Source organism: Bacillus sp. BHET2 (genome assembly GCF_005938125.1).
Classification (GTDB): domain Bacteria; phylum Bacillota; class Bacilli; order Bacillales; family Bacillaceae_B; genus Rossellomorea.
Window position 1 is genome coordinate 14,231 of sequence record NZ_VCQN01000004.1, and the last position, 20,182, is coordinate 34,412.

A 20,182-nucleotide genomic window follows, 5' to 3' on the forward strand; every position below is an offset into this window, starting at 1 on the left:
CCTTGATTCCTCGTTTTTGAAAGGAGCAGCATTTATGAAAAAGAAATTCGAGTATCTAGAAGAATTCATTCTTGTCCTCACCTTAGCGTTTATGGTTGCCCTTATTTTCACACAAGTAGTTGGACGGTACCTCTTTTCTTCTGCTCCCAGTTGGACGGAGGAAATGGCTCGGTATATACATATTTTCCAGGTGTGGATAGGGGCTAGCTATGCAGTGAAAAAGAGACAGCATATTCGAATTGAAGCATTTATCGATCTCTTTAAAGGTACATCGAGAAAAATCCTTGAATCACTTGCCTTACTTGTTTGGTTTGGACTCGCAGTTTTTCTTGCTATATTTGGAACACAGCTTGTTCTTGCCAGTTTTCATAATGGACAAATTACACCAGCCATGCAAATTCCAATGTGGCTCCCTTTCTTAGCGATTCCGATCGGTGGAGCAGGGATGGCAATGCGTCTATTACAGCAATTTGTCATCATATGGCGCACGGATTATGGGGAGGTGAAGGCATGACAATCGCATTCCTCTTTGGCACCTTGGCTGTGTGTCTATTAATCGGTGTTCCAATCGCGATATCACTTGGAGTCTCGGCCTTGGTTGCCATTTATTTTGGCTCTACATTGCCTTTGGATATTATCACGCAAAAAGCCTTTACGTCATTGGATTCTTTTCCTTTGCTTGCCATTCCATTCTTTATGCTTGCCGGGATTTTGATGGGGAAAGGCGGCGTTTCACAGAGACTATTAAATCTGGCAACTGCAATGGTTGGCTGGATGGTTGGAGGACTCTCCATGGTAACCATAGTTTCTTGCATGTTCTTTGCAGCTATTTCCGGGTCAGGACCCGCCACTGTCGCAGCTATTGGGGGTTTTATGATTCCAGCTATGAAAGCACGTAATTATGGAGGAGGATATGCATCAGCGGTAGCCGCTTCAGCAGGCTCTATCGGGGTCATCATACCTCCAAGTATTCCGTTCGTATTATACGGCGTAATCGGAGGGGTATCTGTAGGAAATATGTTCTTAGCGGGTATCCTCCCTGGACTTATTATTGGGCTCGGGCTTATGTTGACTGCTTATGTAATTGCGAAAAAAAGGGATTATGCTCCTGAAGAGCAAGCAACTTTCCGTTTCAAAGATGTGTTGAAAGCTACAAATGATGCGAAATGGGCACTATTGATCCCAGTTATCATTTTGGGAGGGATATATGGAGGAGTCTTCTCTCCAACAGAAGCTGCTGTTGTTGCGGTAGTGTATTCATTGATTGTTGGATTATTTGTTTACAAAGAACTGACATGGCAGTCGGTGTTTGAGAGCTTCCGTGAAGCAGTCGTCATTAACGCCACTACTATGATCATTATCGGTCTTTCCGTATCCTTTGCTTATTTTATGACACTGGAACAGATCCCGAACGATATAGCTACATTCTTAACAGAGCTTTCTACGAACCCCATCATCATTTTGATAGCAATTAATATTCTCCTTTTGATTGTGGGTATGTTCATCGATACGATATCTGCTTTAGTCGTCCTGACACCCATTCTTTTACCGATTGTTGTAGCTGTAGGGGTTGACCCCGTCCACTTCGGTGTCATTCTTGTAGCGAATCTGGCCATCGGGTTTATTACACCGCCTCTAGGTGTCAATCTATTTGTGGCATCCAGTGTAGGAGGGGTCCAATTTGAGAAAATTGCTTGGGCGATTCTTCCGTTTCTTGTTTCTATGCTCATTTGTTTACTTGTTATCACATTTTTCCCACCACTTTCTCTCTGGCTACCAGGGTTTACGAAGTAGTGGTAAAAGGAAGGGGTAGAAGCATATGTCGATTACTATAAATGCACGGGCTCGAGGGTTAGTCATTCCGGGCATCCGTCAGTTTTCCAATCAGTTGGTTTTTTATCCAGATGCCGTCAATTTAACCATCGGACAGCCTGACTTTCCGACACCAGAACCTGTGAAAGAAGCGGGAATCAAGGCTATTGCTTCTAATCAAACGGGTTATTCACACAATTCAGGTTTACTAGAATTGCGTAGGGTGATTAGTGACTTCTTTGCAGATCAGTATGGGTTAGATTATAACCCGGAAACTGAAGTGATTGTGACAAATGGAGCGAGTGAAGCGATTGATTCAGTGTTTAGAACGATATTGGAAGAAGGCGATGAGGTCATTTTACCAGCACCACTTTACTCGGGATACGAACCGATTATTACGATGTGTGGTGCGAAGGTGGTTTACTTAGATACCTCTATGACTCAATTTAGACCATCTCCTGAAAAACTGGAAGCCCTGATCACTGATAAAACAAAAGCCATTCTTTTTAACTACCCTTCCAATCCCACAGGTGTCACACTAAGCAAGGAAGAGGTGGATGAGCTGGCAAGAGTATTAGAAAGGCATGAAGTCTTTGTTATTTCGGATGAGATTTATAGCGAAAATGCCTTTGAAGGTGTGCACCATTCCTTCGCTTCTTATACAGGTATGAAGGATCGGTTATTTCTTATACATGGTTTATCCAAATCTCATTCAATGACAGGATGGAGAATTGGATTTGTATTGGGACCTGAATCGATTATGGAACATGTTGTGAAGGTCCATATTTATAATGTGGTTTGTGCTTCTGTACCTGGACAATATGCTGCGATTGAAGCATTGTCGAATAACCGTCATGTACCAGGAGAAATGAATGTGGCTTATAAAAAGCGCAGGGATTTTGTTTATAAACGTTTAGTGGAAATGGGTTTTGATGTGGTTCTTCCAAAGGGAGCTTTTTATATTTTTCCTTCTATTAAACAATTCAATATATCCTCTTTGGAATTTGCTACTCGTTTATTGAAGGAAGGTGGAGTTGCGGTCGTGCCAGGCAGCACATTTACACAATTCGGAGAAGGGTATATTCGTATTTCGTTCGCTTATAGTATGGAAGTATTAGAAAAAGGGCTATGTCGCATGGATCATTGGCTGAATCAGCGCAAGATAAAGGAGGTTATATCATGAGACAATGGGGGACACCGGAGTCTTTACGAGCATTGCTGTGTGAATTGGTGAGTTGGCATAGTCGAACATTAACAGAGGGGGAAGTGGAATTTCCTGTTAACCTGTTTAAAAAAATGCAAGATATCCCATATTTCAAGGCAAACGCTGATATGCTTCAGCTGGGGGATGCCGATTTCGGCCGACAGTTCGTAACTGCTCTTTATAAGCATAAAGAGGCGACTAAAACGATTGTCATGATTAGTCATTTTGATACGGTGAGCACGGAAGAATACGGGGAACTCGAGGCACTGGCCTTTAATCCGGAGGGCTTAACGAGGGAACTGGAGCATTATATCAGTGAATTGCATCCTGAAGCCCAAAACGATCTCCGTTCAGGAGACTACCTGTGGGGACGGGGGATTATGGATATGAAAGCGGGGTTAGCCATTCATATGGCGTTGATTGAAAAGGCTGCCGATGAACTGTGGCCCGTTAACCTTGTGCTATTAACAGTACCGGATGAAGAGGTCAATTCGTCTGGAATGAGAGCAGCTGTCGTTGCTTTAAATGAACTCAAATCAGAACAAGATCTCACATATGACCTGTTCCTGAATGGGGAACCGGTCTTTTCTCAGAAACCGACTGATACGGCATATCACGTTTACTCAGGAACAATCGGGAAAATTATGCCGTCTGCACTCTTTTATGGTAGAGAAACGCATGTGGGTGAACCTTTGAGTGGAATGACTTCTTCCTTTATTGCTTCATTCTTAACGCGGAAAATGGAGTGGAATCCCCTATTTAGAGAAACAGATTATGGGGAATATACTCCACTTCCGATTACGCTTCAACAAGAGGATCTAAGACTGAATTATTCGGCTCAAACTCCTTATGGAACCGTCGCACTTTATAATGTGTTTACAATGAAACGAACGGCTGCAGATGTGATGAACCTTTTTGAAGAAGTAGCCGTTTCGGCAGCGAAGGAATGTAACGAATGGTACGCTCAACTATGCGAAAGAGAGGAGATTCCTTCGGTAGGAGAAGTTCGTGTTCTTCGCTATTCGGAATTAATCGATTATGCTGAAAAGAAGCTCGGTAAAGAATATTTAGAAGCATTGAAACATGACATTGGCAACAATCAAGGCGATGACCGGGAGAAATCTTTTCGAATCGCCGACACACTCTTAATCAACTGTCAGGAACTTACACCGGCTATTGTATTAATGTTTACGCCCCCATATTACCCAGCTGTAAATACGTCTGACCATCCTTTAGTATCGAGATGTATTCAAAAAGTAACAAAGGTAGCCGAAGAGCTGTTTCATTTGCCCGTTGAACAAGCCCATTACTTTAATGGAATTTCAGACCTTAGCTATGTGAACTATAAGGACGAAAATAAAGGCTGGGCGGTTTATGAAGATAATACCCCAGTCTGGGACACAACCTATAGCATCCCATTTAAGGAAATGCATAAGTTGGAAGGTCCCGTTTTAAACGTTGGCCCATTTGGGAAGGATGCACACAAACGAACGGAACGACTGCATATTGAAAGTGCATTTGTAAAGACACCGATTTTTGTAGAAGAAGTGATTAAAGAAGTGATTCGTTACGAAAGCAAGGGAGAGGTTGTTGGTGCTGATCTACAAGAAGGTTGATTTGTCATTTGTATAGAGGTTGAGACATAACTAAATCACTCCACTCTAAAGGCAACACTATCTGGATAAATCATCATATTAGCATCCGTTATTAGCTGTTAATTCCGTTCAAGACTTCGCTTTCCGCTGAATGGCAGGTGAGTGCCTATCGTTGAAGTTCACTTATTTGTGCATCTCAACTGTTCCGCTTTTCCCGCAGGAGTCTTCGTCTTGCATTCCAACCAACTACTAGAACAAGCTATTTTTAACAAAACCAATTTAAAAATCCGAGCTAATTCGAATTTTAATGAAAGAACATCGAAATAGCTCGGATTTTTCTTCGACTAAAATACTATTGCCCTAGCCTCTTTTTTGAATAAATGATCTTCTTTGACATTTAATAGAAAGAGAACCTTTACTTAGAGAGTAGTAGACGAAGTACCTTTTCGACATTATCCCCCAGGAAATAATCGATTTCCTTAAATTATGAGATTTTTCTCTAAAAAAACACAAATATAAATAGATATTTCCCATAATTAGTATATAATGGGAATTAAGTCTCATATTTAAGAAGATTCAGATAATCGAGACTTATGATTAAAGAGGAGAAGGATGGTGTTTGGATTGAAAGGTTCAGAAGTACTGGTTACTCGAAGGACAGTGGCGATCGGGCCAGCTTATGATGGGATTCATCAATCTGTCTTGTATGACTACTCGGGAAGAAAAATATTCAGCATGAAAGCCCCTATGGATATTTTAGAAGAGGCGTGCATGATTTACCGGTCCACCTATGATGGAAGGATTAAAGCCGTTCGGCATGCGTTCGACTACTTTAGAAAAACACCTCTTATGGTTTGCCCGCAACAATACATCTATGCGATACCCACTATTGCCCCAACCGATTATGATTGCATCTGGTTATTCTGCCAGCATATTGAATCATCCACAACTTCAGAAGGAAAAACCTATGTTCATTTTACAAATGGAGGGCAGTTAGAAATCAACTGTTCTGAGAAAGTATTCACGAAACAAAGGGAACGAGCTGCCGTCACCATGAATCATTTTTCAACCATCCCAACTATTTCAGCACGCAACCGAAGCGATACCGAACTCTATCTGCCAGGATTCCAATCTGGACTCATGGACTCAACAGAATTCGGCGAGGATACTTCCTTCGATCATTGAGGGACGTACCTCTACAAGTTGATAGTAAGAAAAACAGGAGTAGGAAGCTTGTTCCAACTCCTATTTGTCGTTGGCTCGATTTTTAGCAATAGAAAATTTCTTCCCGGGAGGTCTGATTTAAAATATTATTTCATACATTAAAAAATACAATTGAAATTTAATTTTAAAAATGGTATGAATATAGGTAATGAAAACGCATACAGATTTTTGGAGGAATGATGGATGAAAGACAATGTTTATGAATTATCGACTGAAAAGGTGAATCAAAATACGCTTGAAATCGATACAGCGAGTGCTGGCGAGATTCTACATATGATGAATGAAGAGGATCAGAAAGTAGCATCAGCGGTTAAGAGTGTGATCCCTGAAGTGGAGAAAGTAGTCGATGCAGTGGTGAAATCCATCTCGAGTGGAGGGAGATTGATCTACATGGGGGCCGGTACAAGTGGAAGGCTCGGGGTTCTTGATGCGGTGGAGTGCCCACCGACCTTCAGCGTGGGCAGTGACGTCGTTGTAGGCTTGATTGCAGGCGGGGAGAAGGCATTCGTGAAGGCCGTTGAAGGCGCCGAAGATGACGAAGGGCTAGGTGTATCTGATCTGAAAGAGATCGGTCTGACAACTGGGGATACTGTGGTTGGAATCGCAGCGAGCGGACGTACTCCCTATGTTATCGGAGGCTTACGATATGCAAGGGAAATAGGGGCGACGACAGTGGCGCTATCCTGTAATACAGGATCTAAAATCTCTGCTGAAGCGGAGATGGCGATCGAAGTGGATGCCGGCCCGGAAGCATTGACGGGATCTACACGATTAAAGGCAGGGACGGCACAGAAAATGGTCCTCAATATGATTTCAACAGCTGCTATGATCAAGCTGGGGAAAGCGTATGGAAACCTGATGGTCGATGTGAACATTAGCAATTATAAGCTTGAACAGCGGGCGATTGGAATCATCGAAAGCATTACTGGAGCTGACAAGGAAACTGCAGCCGTAACATTAAAGAAGGCGAATAATGAAGTGAAAACGTCGATTGTGATGATCACACTTGGTTGTGAGTACGAGGAAGCAAAAAGCCGGTTAGAGGATGCGGGCGGATATGTTCGTTTAGCCACTGAGAAATAGTCTTTTGATAAGGGAGACTTGATCTGCTTGTGAAAATAAATGGAGACGGCAATGAGAAAGGGGAAGGTGAATGTGACGAATCAGGAATTGGCTGGAGTACTTGTAGAGATGTTTGGCGGTGCTGGCAATATTGCAAGCTATGAAAACTGTATGACGAGACTGAGAGTGAAAGTATACGATGAGGATCTTTTGCAGAAAGCGGACATAAAGAAGACCGAAGGGGTATTGGGGTTTGTGGAGGATGAAACGTACCAGGTGATTTTGGGACCGGGGAAAGTCAATAAGGTTACGGAGGAATTCGGTAAGCTTGTTTCTGCAGGTTCAGGTGACTTTGATTTGAAGGCTCGTGCGGCAGAGCAAAAGGCCGATTTGAAGAAAAAGAATGCCACACCATTCAAGTTGCTTCTAAGACGTGTCGCGAATATATTCATTCCACTTATTCCTGCTTTGATTGCGTCAGGATTGATTACAGGATTCACGAAGTTCTTTGTACAGGCTGGTTGGTTAAATGGGGAATCCCAGCTTGTGATGATGCTGTCGATTATAGGTAGTGGACTATTCGGCTATCTCGGTATTCTTGTCGGGATGAATGCGGCGAAGGAATTCGGCGGCTCAGCGGCTCTTGGTGGCGTGGCCGGTATTTTGATCATCAACCCGGCGATTGGGGACGTGACGCTGTTTGGGGAAAATCTGCTTCCAGGCCGTGGTGGATTAATCGGGGTCTTGATTGCTGCGATTTTCATTGCTTTTGTTGAAAAGAATGTGCGCAAGGTGGTTCCTCAAGCAATCGATATCATTGTGACCCCAACGATTGCGTTACTGGTAACGGGTTTATTAACGTACACCGTGTTTATGCCGGTAGGTGGATTCATTTCAGATATCATTACAAACGGTCTTCTTTCACTGATTGATATGGGTGGAATCGTTGCCGGTTTCGTTCTCGGAGCGACCTTCCTACCTCTTGTTGTTACGGGCTTGCATCAAGGCTTGACTCCTGTTCATTTAGAGCTGATCAACACGATTGGCGACGATCCGCTTCTTCCAATCCTTGCGATGGGTGGAGCAGGTCAGGTTGGAGCGGCTTTTGCCATCTTTATGAAAACGAAGAAGAAAAAGTTAAAGAGAGCAATTGGCGGAGCACTTCCAGCCGGGATGCTCGGAATTGGTGAGCCATTGATCTTCGGTGTGACCCTGCCGTTAGGAAGACCATTCCTGACCGCATGTCTAGGTGCCGGATTCGGTGGGGCATTCCAAGCCTACTTCGATGTTGCAACGTTCGCCATCGGTGTATCTGGCTTACCGCTGATTTTCCTGGTGAACGCAGGTGAAATTCTCTATTATACTCTTGGACTATTGATTGCGTATGCAGCAGGGTTTGCCTTGACCTACCTGTTTGGATTTAAGGACGAGATGGCGAGTGAGTTTGAATGATCGGCATATCCGTCTATTTGTCTGATGAAGGAGCGGAGGAGAGCATTATTCGGGCTTCTTTAGCAGGCATCAAGCTTGCGTTTACATCGCTTCATATTCCTGAAGAATTAGGTGAGAGTCCTGAACGTGTAAGGGGGCTACTATCTCTTTTTAAAAGGGAGGGATTTGAAGTGTTCGCCGATGTATCGAAGTGTACGCCTGTCATGCTGGGGCTGAATCATTTTGAAGACCTGAAAGAATTGGGCGTCACCTCCTTGAGGCTGGATGATGGATTTTCAACGGATGATATGTTGGAATTGTCCCATCACTTTCAAATTGCCATCAATGCGAGTACCGTTGGGGAAAAAGAACTTCAGCATTGGATTAAGAGCGGGCTGGCAACAGAGAACATCATTGCCTGGCATAATTTTTATCCAAAGCCGGAAACAGGATTGGATAAGGATTATTTTCTGGAGAAGCAAGCCATTTTTGATGTGTTGGGTATTCCTGTTTATGCGTTTATACCGGGTGAAGAAAACAAGCGGGGACCTTTAAACCTGGGACTGCCTACTTTGGAAGATCATCGAGATCAAAGTCCTTATGTCAGTGCGGTTCAATTGAAAAGGTGGGGTGTGTTGGGAGTTTTCGTTGGAGATCCAGGTTGTTCTAAGGATTTACTTCTGAAACTGGTACGCTTTGATCAAAAAAAGATGATTGAGCTGACCTACGAAGGAAATGCTGAAATCGAAGGCGAGTATCAACTCAGACCGGATTCGGGTAGAGATGTGCTTCGAATGCTGGGTACAAGAACTGATAGCGATGTGCCGCCTATCAATAGCGTGGAGAGAAAAAAAGGTACTATTACCCAGGACAATGACCTGTACGGAAGATATAAAGGAGAACTACAAATTGTACGACAAAATCTAGAGAGAAACCCTGCTGTGAACGTAGTGGGCAGAATTTGTACAGAACACCTTAGTCTTATAGAGTTATTCCAACCTGGTCAAAGGATATCGATATGTAGGAAAGAGGAACTTCAGTAATTGAAGTTCCTCTTTATTTGAATAACAATCATAGTAGGATCAAATCTTACTAGAGGGGGAGTGAAATCAGAAATTAATATTTATTAAAGAACAATGTACAATTAAAATCGTTTAAATGAACGTCACCTATTGTTCGTTATAATAAAGATATCAACCTTAATTGAGAAATTTGTCGATAAGTATTTAGTCCTAAAAGATAGATTATTCTGATATTTATTCTATAATGTAAATATAAGTATTTTCTGTTAGTAGATAAATTTAATAATTTTAAGGGGGATTCAAATGCCGGGTTATTATATGAAAGAAATCTGGACACCGTTAAAGATAGTAGGAATAAAGATTTTTAGATCAGAAGAAAATAGCTTCTTTATGAAAGTCTTCCAAAAACCAAGGAAACGTATTTTCTAAAACCAGTATAATAAATACTTCTAAACGCGTACGATAAAGGCAAACCCATTGAAAAATGGTGACGCAAAGCTATAGGGGCTTCAGTCTACATGACGGTGCCAGCCAGTTACCGTGTACGCAATTATTTTTCATTTACTATTCTCCTATCTTCCCCTTCGGTACCACAACATCTTTCATTTGCTTCATTGCCTGATTATGTTCCACACTTCAATCATATTCTCTTTTTTGAATTAAATTTCATTTTAGGAGCATTACAACAAACCTTGGTGGATTATTTATAGCATTCATCCATTCAGAGAGAAAATTGAAAGTAGTAAAGGAAGCATATATTTTCCCAGTAATCCTCTACTTGAGCATTCCTCTGTAACTGACATCAGAAGTATTTAATCTTTGATCTCGAGGGCATTATTAATATAAATTAAAGAAAAGGACAATGAGAATCAAAATGCCGGGTGAAGTTAAAGGTACATTTCTTTTAACTAGATTTAGTGTTTTCCCTACAAATGACTACTATCCTAATCCTTTATTTCTGTTATGATAATATCAATGAATATTTAGATAATAACTGGAATGAAGGGGCGGGCATTCAATGACTAGTGCTTCCACTATGCTCATACAATATCTGGAGGATCATTCAGATGAATTTCTGCATAACTGGCGCAAGAATATTGTTATTTCAGATCAAGACCTTTACAAAGAAGAAGTGTTGAAAAATGGACTGAAGATGTTCCAATTGGTAAAGCGTGCTGTAGAAAAGCCTTTAAGTGAGGAGGAAATCACTTTTCTTGCTCATAAAACAGCGTTGGAGAGGGTCAATGCTAGTGTGAATATAAGTGAGTTTGTTTACAATGTGAATATAGGGAAGAGCATTATTATTAAATGGGTCAATAATTCTGGGATTGAACTTCGTGATTTACAGCCTATCATTGAAGAAATCAATGCTTTATTTGATCGTTTCTCCTACTTAGCTGTTAGAAAATATACGGAAATAAAAGAACAACACCTCCAGGAAAAAGAGCTTTATATTGACCAAACGCATAAAGAACGACTAACGATCCTTGGTCAGATGAGTTCAAGCTTCGTACATGAATTCAGGAATCCCCTAACCTCAATTATTGGGTTTACCAAACTCTTACAAAACGACTACCCAGATCTTCCATATCTTGATATCATGCAACATGAGCTGGAGCAATTGAATTATCGGATTTCACAATTCCTTCATGTATCAAGGAAAGATATAATCGAGAGTATTCGAGAGGAAATCATCCTGTCCAATCACTTGGAAGAAACGATTGAGTTCTTATATCCGAGCCTTCTGGATGGAGATGTCACAATTGATTTCACGTGTGAAACGGACATCAGGGTAATGGGGAATTCTGATGAACTAAGACAAGTGTTCCTAAACCTTATCATGAACTCGATTGATGCTCTGCAAGAAGTGGAAGGACATAGGCAAATCCACGTTTCATGCGAAGTGAAGGAAAGTAGGACTAACCTGCAAATTTCCAACAATGGTCCCCTCATCAAGGAAGAAACCATCGAAGCTATCTTTGAACCTTTCTACACGACAAAGGATCTTGGAACTGGGATTGGTCTTTATATTTGTAAGAAATTGATTGAAAAGCATGGAGGGGAGATTCGGTGTCAGTCGACTGATGAATGGACGACGTTTACGATCGGAATCCCAGTGGAGTCGAATGTGGTAGTTGAATAGAAACAGAGTAAAAAGGTTCCGATAACACTGTTATCGGAACCTTTTTACTCTTGAGTGTATCAGTAAACCATTCCATGAATTCACTCTGTCACTTCAGCTGTTATTCTCTGATTGATATAATCAATCAGTGTATCAGGGGGGAAAGGCTTACTGAAGTAGTACCCTTGTGCATACTCACACTGGAGGTCTCTAAGCCAGTTCAATTGAGATTCAGTCTCGACGCCTTCCGCTACAATCACCAATTGTAAATGCTTGGCCATGGCGTGAATAGCGGCCACTATCGCTTTATTAGATTCATTTTCATCCAATCCCATAATGAAGCTTCGGTCGATCTTTAACGTCTGAATTGAGAATTTTTGCAGGTAGCTTAGCGAACTGTATTCAATACCGAAGTCATCGATCGCAATGGAAACACCGATTTCTCGGAGTGCGTTCATTTTTGTCAGGGCTTCTTCCACATGGTGCATTGCGGTACTTTCCGTGATTTCAAGTTCGATTAGTGAAGGAGGAATCATGTGGGTATCCAGTACCTCCCTTACCACGTCGACAAACATTGCATCATGGAATTGTCTGGAGGAGACATTGATCGACACCTTGAACTCATAACCATTTATTAGCCAACTTTTGAGTTGTTTACATGCATCATTTAAAATGTGCCGTCCAAGAGGAATGATTAAACCTGTCTCTTCGGCTAAAGGAATAAAATCGGCTGGTGGGATTAAACCCTTTATTGGGTGGTTCCACCTGATCAAGGCCTCAACACCGACGATTTCGTTTGTGGTCAAGGAAAGCTGGGGCTGATAGTATAACTCAAATTCATCATTAATAAGCGCATTTCGCAAGTTTTCCTCCAGTTCAATAGGATTGATTCCCTTCTCTTCCAGCTGATCCGAAAACAGGAGTTGATACGCTCCCTCGCTTTTTTTCATCGTGTACATGGCGATGTCTGCCTTCTTTAAGAGGGTGGAAAGATCATGCCCATCATGAGGATAAAGTGAGATCCCAATGGAAGTCGATGTCATAATGTCATGTCCCCCAATGTCAAAAGGCGTTTCCAGACAGGTATGAATTGCTGTAGCCATCTTATGTATGTCACTCCTACCTTTGATAGAAGGAAGCAATACGATAAATTCATCTCCACTCATTCGAGCGATCAATCCTTTTTCGCCTAGAACATTCACGCATCTTTTCCCAACTTGGGAGATCAGTTCATCCCCGTATCCATGCCCCAGTGTATCGTTGACGATCTTAAAACGGTTGAGGTCGAGAAGCAGGATGGCCATCTGTTCATGCTTATCTTCGACCTTTTTTTCGAAAGCCTCATTAAAATACCGTCTGTTTGGTAATCCGGTCAATTCATCGTGATACGCGAGATACTGTATTTTCTCCTTGTCTTTCACGGCATCGGTTATATCTGACGCCAGTACGTGTGCACCTGTCACTTCACCCTCAAGATAGATTGGTACAACAATAACCTGAATGGACATGATGTGCCCATTACGATGGGGAAATTCCATTTCAAATTTCATGGCATTCCCTCTTAAGGATTGATGGAAGGCAGACTGCATTTGTTCGAGATCTTTCTCCATGACATAGGTAAGAAATCCCTTACCTATAATCTTGTCTACCGGGTACCCGGTCATTTCAGCCGCCCGTTCATTTGCTTCCACGATGATCGCATCCCGGTTATAGGTGAAGATGGCAGACAGGTTATTCTCGTATAAAGATTTATATTCCTGTTCCTTCTTATAGATTTTCTTCATCTGCTTCTTGTGCAAATCATTAGCCAGTTGGTCTGGAATAAACCAGAGAATAAGCAATATCGCCATTTCGATAATGAACGGAATAAGATGATTATTTTCAACGAGGGATAAGGACGCCCCATATTTAACAGGTGAAAGAAGGGAGTAAGCGGATAAATAAGTGACACCGGAAAATCCGAATCCCATCACAATGCTCCAAAATATGTGCTGCTTTCTTTTATATGAAGCAATCTCCTGATTATTAAGTTGTAGGAGCATCCTGAAAAAGGGGAAAGTCACTCCTAAGGTCATCAGGATCGTCAACGAAATGTACATGGGTTTAAACGTGACGAAAGGATAAATCAATCCAACATAAGTGGCGAAATTACCTACCGTCATAATAAGCGAGAATATGAACCCTCCTCTTAGAAAGTTAATCTTATCTGTATTTACATTCTGAAAAAGCTGAAGGGATAAAGAAATACTGACAAAACCAATCACGAAAAACACCGGCGCAAAATACATAAAACGCTGGACAAAGATATCATATGAAACCATTAAGGTGACTGAAGCATGGAGCAAGCAATAAAAAACGGTATAAGTGAATGAAGAGAGCAAGAGCTCTATTTTGCTCAAACTGTTACCGATCTTTTTAATGGCCTGCCTCAGCGCCAGATAACTGCATGCAGCCGATAATGTGATACTCATTAGTAGATTGATAGAGACCATCAAATAAATAGCCATTTATACCCCCGTCTAATTACCTATTAGCTTTATTATATCATTTCCCGACAAAATTTCCTGTTTTTATAGGGTGATTGTCTTATTTAGGTTTTACGACTAATATAGTCCCCTGTTTGGCTAAATAATGGAAGTTATAATTCGTTTCATATTAAAGTTCTTAGTGTAATATTCTTCCTAGCAAAATAGTATATTTGTGCTCTACTCCTGCGAATTCAAATATATTTTTCCCACTTAAGAAAAATGAAATAGAGCAGCTTAGAGCACACAGATCAGCAGTTGATTTTATTTATTGTTTTTTTTAAAAGGGTGCAAGAAACAAATTCATTTCTAATAGTCGTTTTTAACCACGACTAAAAGGGTAACCCTATACTATATACCAATATTTTCTTACTATTTATAGGAGGGACCCAATTTGATCAGCCAAACGAGAGATATTGTCCAAAGATCATTAGATGCACTATTAGAAGATCAGTCATTTTTACCAGATGTGAAAGGTGAGACAAGAAAGAAAGCGTTCACATCCTTGACGTCGATTCTGTCGACGCCGAATCATGTACATAAGTCGTATTTGAGGATTCCGCTGGGGGATGAGAAGGTGGTCCGTATTCCGGCTTTCCGTGTTCAGCATAATAATGCCCTTGGTCCCTACAAGGGCGGTATTCGTTTTCATGAAATGGTGAGTGAGGAGGAGGTTGAGAACCTGGCGTCCTTAATGACGCTGAAGAACGCCCTTCATGATGTCCCGTTTGGTGGAGGGAAAGGTGGAATCATCCTGAACCCCCGGAATTACTCTGAAAAGGAACTTCACCTGATTTCGAGGAAGTACGTGCAGTACTTCAGTGATATCCTCGGACCGGATAAGGACATTCCGGCACCGGACATGGGGTCGGGTGAACGGGAAATGGACTGGATGATGGCAGAGTACAAGAGCATTCGTCCGGGGACGCCTTATCGAGGGAGTTTCACAGGAAAGAGTGTCGTGAATGGAGGTTCCCTTGGTAGAAGGGAAGCGACGGGTAAAGGGGTATTCTATACATTCCGCTACCTGGTTCATGATTTCGTTAGGGAACAGAAAAGCCTGCTCACGAAGACGGATAATATTTTTGCCAAAACGGCCTTGGACTATGAAGACCGGCCGTTAACGATTGCTGTACAGGGGTTTGGTAATGTAGGCTCTGTCGCAGCACTTGAAGCCCATCAGTCCACCCATTTACAGAATAAAGTGGTAGCAGTGAGTGACCGGAATGTGACGTTGTACAATTCAGACGGACTTGATATTCCTTCTTTAGTGGAGTTCACGATGAATAATAAAGGAGATCTGCCGACTGAGGAAGGGCAGCTGGGTGAGCTTGGAGTAAAAGCTGAAATCCGTGCCCGTGATGAGGTACTCTTCCTGGATGTAGATGTTCTTATGTTAGCGGCACTAGAGGATCAGGTGCACAAGAATAACGTGGAAAAGGTGAAAGCGCGTATTATCGTAGAAGGAGCGAATGCACCGGTCACAACAGAGGCGGATACGTACTTAAGTGAAAAAGGGGTCATCATCATCCCGGATATCCTGGCCAATGCCGGTGGTGTCATCGTCTCCTACTTCGAATGGCTGCAAGGACGGGAAACCCAATTCTACACAGAGGAAGAAGTATTCAAGCTCCTCTTTGACAAGATGAAAGCCACCATGGACACCGTGCTGCCCCTATTCTTTGGCGACCCATTCCCACTCCGCCAAAACTGCTACATCCACTCCGTCATGAAACTATCGACGGTCCTATATCGACAAGGAAAACTTTATTAATTTTTGAGGGACGGACCTTTATTCCTAGGAGCTGGTACTAGGAATAAAGGTCCGTCCCTCGTTTATTTTGAAAGCTGATGTGGGACATGTTATAGTGGTGGTTAGTATGATTGAACGAAACACTCATTTGGTCAGGAGGTATGGTTTTGGATGGCTATTGATCGCAGGAAGTTGATTATTGAAGCGGCGACGAAATCGTTTTCTCTGTTTGGTTATAAGGCGACTACGATGGATCAAGTGGCAAAGGTTGCGAATGTAGGGAAAGGGACGATCTATACATTCTTTAAGAATAAGGATGAACTCTTTCAGGAGATTGTTTATTCTATGGTAAGAGAAATGAAAGATTCAGCTGAGCTTGTTATAAAGCCTGAAAATTCCTTTTATGATAATGTCCATCTAGCATTGGTGACGTTATTGGACTACAGGACCGATCATCAGTTGATGCTGAAGTTGATACAAGAAGAAAAGGAGATCGGCACTTTGGCTGTTCAGGAAATGCTGAATCATATAGAAGACGAATTAATTGGGTACGTGAGGAATAAGATTAACCGTGCAATGGAAAATGGACAGATCAAAGCATGTGATCCAGAGATCATTTCATTTATCTTATTGAAGGTGTATATTGCTCTGTTATCTGATTGGGAACGAAAGCACAAGTCGTTATCGTCTGAGAAAATTGCAACGATCATGAAAGATTATTTATTAAATGGATTATCTAAGTAGATGGTCCTTTCTTTTTTTGAACAGTTTTGACCGGTTGGTTAAGATAGTCATATATTCTAAGGAGTAGATACGATGAAAGCACTAACTTCACTGAAAGGTGAATTCCGAAACATTTTCACGAACAAGGCGTTATTGATTGCCGTCTTAGGGGTCTTGTTTATACCCGTACTTTATAGCGGGACATTTCTATGGGCATTCTGGGATCCCTACGGACAGGTAGATCAGCTTCCTGTAGCTGTCGTCAACAATGACAAGGGAGCCGATTTCAATGGAGAGGAACTGACAATCGGTCAGGACTTCGTAGATGACTTGAAAGAAAACGATACATTTGATTGGCGATTCGTTGATGACAAGAAAGCCGATCGGGGACTTGAAAATCAAGACTACTATTTAAAGATCGAGATTCCGGAAGATTTCTCTCAGAATGCCACCACCCTCGAGAATGTTCATCCTGAGAAATTGGAATTGATTTATACGGCTGATGAAGGATCAAACTATTTATCTTCTAAAATAGGAGATTCTGCTATTGAAAAGATCAAAGAAGAGGTTTCAGGAGCTGTAACCAAGACGTATGCCGAATCTATGTATGATCAAATCAAGGACGTCGCTGATGGATTAAACGAAGCGAGTGACGGCGCCGGAAAATTGAATGAGAAGCTTGGTGATGCAACGAATGGATCCGATGAGCTTCATGACGGGATCGATTCAGCACATGAAGGAGCAGGTAAACTCGCTGATGGACTAGGGGATGCCCAAGCTGGTGCTAATAAGCTCGGTGAAGGTGTCGGTTCTGTACAGCAGGGTGCGGAAGACTTGAGCAGTGGAATTAGCAGTGTAAATAGTGGCGCTCAGGAATTAAAAGAAAAACTACAGGCACTAGCAGGAAAGTCTGTCGCTTTCTCAACAGGTGTGGATACTGCCTACTCAGGCTCTAAGAGAATAGCTGATGGACTCCAATCCTTTGATACAGCCGTTAGTCAAATGCAGGACGGAAATCAAGAGCTTCTTGGCGGGGCCGAGAAATCCCAACAGGGTGCGAAAGATCTTTCAAACGGTCTTCACCAGTCATTGTCGGGATTACAGGAAATGAACGATAAGCTTCCTACATTGACTGAAGGGTCACAGGAAGTAGCGGCTGGGGCTCAAGAGCTTTCTGGGAAAGCAACCGATTTTCAAAGTGGAGCAGCCGAGACCAAAAAAGGATCTGATGATGTCAGTGGCGGACTTATGGATGCAACCGCCAATCTCGATGCATTGATTCAACAAGAGCAGGATCCAGATCAAAAAGAAAGGTTGAAATCATTAATGGCTTCTCTTACTGATCTGACTGACGGTAGTCAGGAAGTGAGCGGAGGACTGGCACAGATTTCAGAAAATGCATCTTTACTAGCTCAAAAATCTCAAGACTTATCATCAGGGGCCAAGAAAGTGAACCAAGGTCAGACAAACCTGATGGACGGGTTTAATGAAGTTACAAAAGGTCAAGCGACGCTTGCAAATGGATCGGATCTGCTAATGGCTGGCCAAGATAGGCTTGTCGCCGGTCTAACCACATTTGGAAATAAACTTTCAACAGCGAAACAGGGATTACAGGAACTTGAAAATGGAAGTTCCGCGTTAACGACAGGGCTAGGTAAGCTGGATGACGGAACAACGGCCTTGGAGGAAGGTTCAGCAAAGCTTGCGAACGGGTCCTCGGACCTTGCTGACGGAACAAGCCGTTTATCGTCAGGTTCAGATAAGCTTGTTAATGGAATTGGCGGCCTTTATGCAGGTTCGGATAAACTCTACAACGGACTTGGGGAACTTTCCAAAGGATCGAATGACCTATCATCCGGTCTTGGAAGGTTAACGGATGGTTCAATCGATTTAACTGATGGTCTGTATAAACTAACGGACGGATCATCAGAGCTTGAAACGGAGCTTGCAGATGGTGCAAAAGATGCCAACGACGTGAATGCCAATGAGGATATTTACGATATGTTTGCAAAACCGGTGACACTAACCGACGAGCCGATCCATGACGTACCAAACTATGGAACAGGGTTTACGCCTTATTTCTTATCGTTGAGTTTGTTCGTCGGAGCACTTGTGATCTCTATTGTCTTCCCTCTACGTGAACCTGCTGTGAAACCAAGCAGCGGTTTTGGCTGGTTCTTAGGGAAATTTGGCGTCCTTATGTTTGCAGGAGTGTTCCAAGCTCTACTAGCAGATACGATTTTACTGCTGGGACTTGGGCTGGAAGTAACGAGCATTCCGCTCTTTATCATGATGAGTATACTGGCGAGCTGGACATTCTTATCAATCGTTCAATTCCTGGTCACCACTCTTGATAACCCGGGTCGATTCCTTGGTATTATGATCCTGATCTTGCAGCTGACGAGCAGTGCAGGGACATACCCAATCGAATTGGTACCGGAACCGTTGCAGCATTTCACTAACTTTTTGCCAATGACCTATACGATATCTGCTTTCAGAGCGATTATATCTACAGGGGATTATGCGTTCATGTGGCATAATGTCTTGTTCACGCTCCTGTTCTTATTCATCGCAACTGGAGGAACGATTCTTTATCTCACATTCAGGTTCCGCAGTCTGCGCCAGAAACAATATCGTGAAATAGAAGCATAAACGAAAAACTCGGAGGTGATTCCCTTCGAGTTTTTTTATTTTACAGGTGTCCCTCCTGCTCTCTTTTTCCTATATAAAAGGTGAAAGGAGGTGAGGCACATGGCAACAGCGGATCTGAAATCGACGAGAATACGACTTGCGTACAATGACGGATTGGATGAGAAAGGGAAACCAAAGTTTGCGTACAAATCGTATAGTTACATCAACCCACTGGCGACAGCTGATGAAGTGAACAGCGCAGCGTTATCACTAGAAAGTCTTTCTTCAAAAGGATTATCCAACGTAGAAAAGCTGCAGAGCTTTGACATTAATGAATAATTTATGATTGACGGATCTTACCGGAAAGGAGGGAATGAAACATGGCAAAAGTGTTAGAACTGGAATTCAAAACTGAAACAGGGAAATCAGCAAAGCTATCAATCAATGACCCGATCGATCCGATTGACACAGTAGCAGTGAAGGCAGCGATGGACAATCTGATTGCCACCAATGTGTTCGGAAGTTCGAACGGAGCATTTGTAAGTGTGGAAGGAGCCCGCGTAGTTGAGCGCAATGTGACAGATTATGATGTGATGTAAGAAATGGAAAGTGTTCCTCTGTGGAAGGGGGACACTTTCTTTGCATTGATTCAATCGATTAGGATTTTATTTTCAAAACGGACCCATTTGTTTTCAAAAACCCGATTTTATTTTCAAGTTTCACCTATTTATTTTCAAATCCAGCGTTATATTCGAAAAAACCACATCCTCTCTAAAAATAATCATCCCCGGTATATTAATTAAGACAGCGCTTACATAAAAAATCAGCGAAATCCTCTATTGACTTCCCTTCCTATACCCAGTATTATCCTTTATAAGATAAAAATTTAGAAAATTACATACTTTCAATTATCCAGAGTGACCGAGGGATCAGGCCCTATGACGTCCAGCAACCTCCAGTATTGGAACGGTGCTAATTCCTGCAGAATGATTTCATTCTGAAAGATAAGTCGAGATAAACAGGCGATGCTTCTTTCAGTTGAAAGAGGCATTTTTTCATTGGACAAAAAAGGGGTGTG

At 42.2% G+C, this 20,182-nt stretch carries 15 protein-coding genes and 2 riboswitches; of the genes, 14 read left to right on the plus strand and 1 reads right to left on the minus strand.

Annotation, left to right across the window (positions count from 1 at the left end; translation table 11 throughout):
- The first annotated feature begins 34 nt into the window (after nt 1–34).
- From FGG79_RS15290 to FGG79_RS15330, 9 genes are all read left to right on the plus strand, one after another.
- Nucleotides 35–514, plus strand: a complete 480-nt coding sequence (locus tag FGG79_RS15290) for a TRAP transporter small permease (RefSeq protein ID WP_138779880.1) — start codon at nt 35–37, stop codon at nt 512–514.
- Nucleotides 511–1,794 (plus strand): TRAP transporter large permease, encoded by a 1,284-nt coding sequence (locus tag FGG79_RS15295; RefSeq protein ID WP_138779882.1) that lies wholly within the window; start codon nt 511–513, stop codon nt 1,792–1,794. Before FGG79_RS15290 ends, FGG79_RS15295 begins: the two co-directional genes overlap by 4 nt.
- A gap of 25 nt (nt 1,795–1,819) precedes the next feature.
- A complete protein-coding gene (locus FGG79_RS15300) occupies nt 1,820–2,995 on the plus strand; it encodes an aminotransferase class I/II-fold pyridoxal phosphate-dependent enzyme (RefSeq protein ID WP_138779884.1) in 1,176 nt (391 codons plus the stop codon).
- On the plus strand, nt 2,992–4,632 hold the full coding sequence (locus tag FGG79_RS15305) for a M20/M25/M40 family metallo-hydrolase (protein WP_138779886.1): 1,641 nt from the start codon (nt 2,992–2,994) through the stop codon (nt 4,630–4,632). The genes FGG79_RS15300 and FGG79_RS15305 overlap by 4 nt, the downstream gene beginning before the upstream one ends.
- A gap of 594 nt (nt 4,633–5,226) precedes the next feature.
- On the plus strand, nt 5,227–5,796 hold the full coding sequence (locus tag FGG79_RS15310; protein WP_171050968.1) for a competence protein ComK: 570 nt from the start codon (nt 5,227–5,229) through the stop codon (nt 5,794–5,796).
- Nucleotides 5,797–6,018: 222 nt separating this feature from the next.
- Nucleotides 6,019–6,918 (plus strand): N-acetylmuramic acid 6-phosphate etherase, encoded by a 900-nt coding sequence (gene murQ, locus FGG79_RS15315; protein WP_138779889.1) that lies wholly within the window; start codon nt 6,019–6,021, stop codon nt 6,916–6,918.
- A gap of 51 nt (nt 6,919–6,969) precedes the next feature.
- Nucleotides 6,970–8,349, plus strand: a complete 1,380-nt coding sequence (locus tag FGG79_RS15320; RefSeq protein ID WP_138780537.1) for a PTS transporter subunit EIIC — start codon at nt 6,970–6,972, stop codon at nt 8,347–8,349.
- A complete protein-coding gene (locus tag FGG79_RS15325; protein ID WP_138779891.1) occupies nt 8,346–9,371 on the plus strand; it encodes a MupG family TIM beta-alpha barrel fold protein in 1,026 nt (341 codons plus the stop codon). The genes FGG79_RS15320 and FGG79_RS15325 overlap by 4 nt, the downstream gene beginning before the upstream one ends.
- 436 nt (nt 9,372–9,807) lie before the next feature.
- A riboswitch (cyclic di-GMP riboswitch) is annotated at nt 9,808–9,893 on the plus strand.
- Between the two features lie 475 nt (nt 9,894–10,368).
- Nucleotides 10,369–11,493: a sensor histidine kinase gene (locus FGG79_RS15330; RefSeq protein WP_138779893.1), complete on the plus strand. Its 1,125-nt coding sequence runs from the start codon at nt 10,369–10,371 to the stop codon at nt 11,491–11,493.
- An 80-nt stretch (nt 11,494–11,573) separates the two neighbouring features.
- On the opposite strand, the gene FGG79_RS15335 is transcribed toward FGG79_RS15330, so the two are convergent.
- The gene (locus tag FGG79_RS15335) at nt 11,574–13,979 is read right to left on the minus strand and encodes a putative bifunctional diguanylate cyclase/phosphodiesterase (protein WP_138779895.1); all 2,406 of its coding nucleotides are present in this window, start codon (nt 13,977–13,979) and stop codon (nt 11,574–11,576) included.
- Nucleotides 13,980–14,391: 412 nt separating this feature from the next.
- Here FGG79_RS15335 and FGG79_RS15340 point away from each other — a divergent pair, with 412 nt between their 5' ends.
- The 5 genes from FGG79_RS15340 (at nt 14,392) to FGG79_RS15360 (ending at nt 19,703) form a co-directional block, all read left to right on the plus strand.
- Nucleotides 14,392–15,771, plus strand: a complete 1,380-nt coding sequence (locus FGG79_RS15340) for a Glu/Leu/Phe/Val family dehydrogenase (protein WP_138779897.1) — start codon at nt 14,392–14,394, stop codon at nt 15,769–15,771.
- A 150-nt stretch (nt 15,772–15,921) separates the two neighbouring features.
- The gene (locus tag FGG79_RS15345) at nt 15,922–16,494 is read left to right on the plus strand and encodes a TetR/AcrR family transcriptional regulator (protein ID WP_138779899.1); all 573 of its coding nucleotides are present in this window, start codon (nt 15,922–15,924) and stop codon (nt 16,492–16,494) included.
- Nucleotides 16,495–16,566: 72 nt separating this feature from the next.
- Nucleotides 16,567–19,125: a YhgE/Pip domain-containing protein gene (locus FGG79_RS15350; protein ID WP_138779901.1), complete on the plus strand. Its 2,559-nt coding sequence runs from the start codon at nt 16,567–16,569 to the stop codon at nt 19,123–19,125.
- 99 nt (nt 19,126–19,224) lie between these two features.
- Entirely contained in the window at nt 19,225–19,443 is a 219-nt protein-coding gene (locus tag FGG79_RS15355; RefSeq protein ID WP_138779903.1) for a DUF1659 domain-containing protein, read from the plus strand.
- Nucleotides 19,444–19,484: 41 nt separating this feature from the next.
- The gene (locus FGG79_RS15360; protein WP_138779905.1) at nt 19,485–19,703 is read left to right on the plus strand and encodes a DUF2922 domain-containing protein; all 219 of its coding nucleotides are present in this window, start codon (nt 19,485–19,487) and stop codon (nt 19,701–19,703) included.
- A gap of 306 nt (nt 19,704–20,009) precedes the next feature.
- Nucleotides 20,010–20,115: riboswitch (SAM riboswitch) on the plus strand.
- Nucleotides 20,116–20,182: the final 67 nt, after the last annotated feature.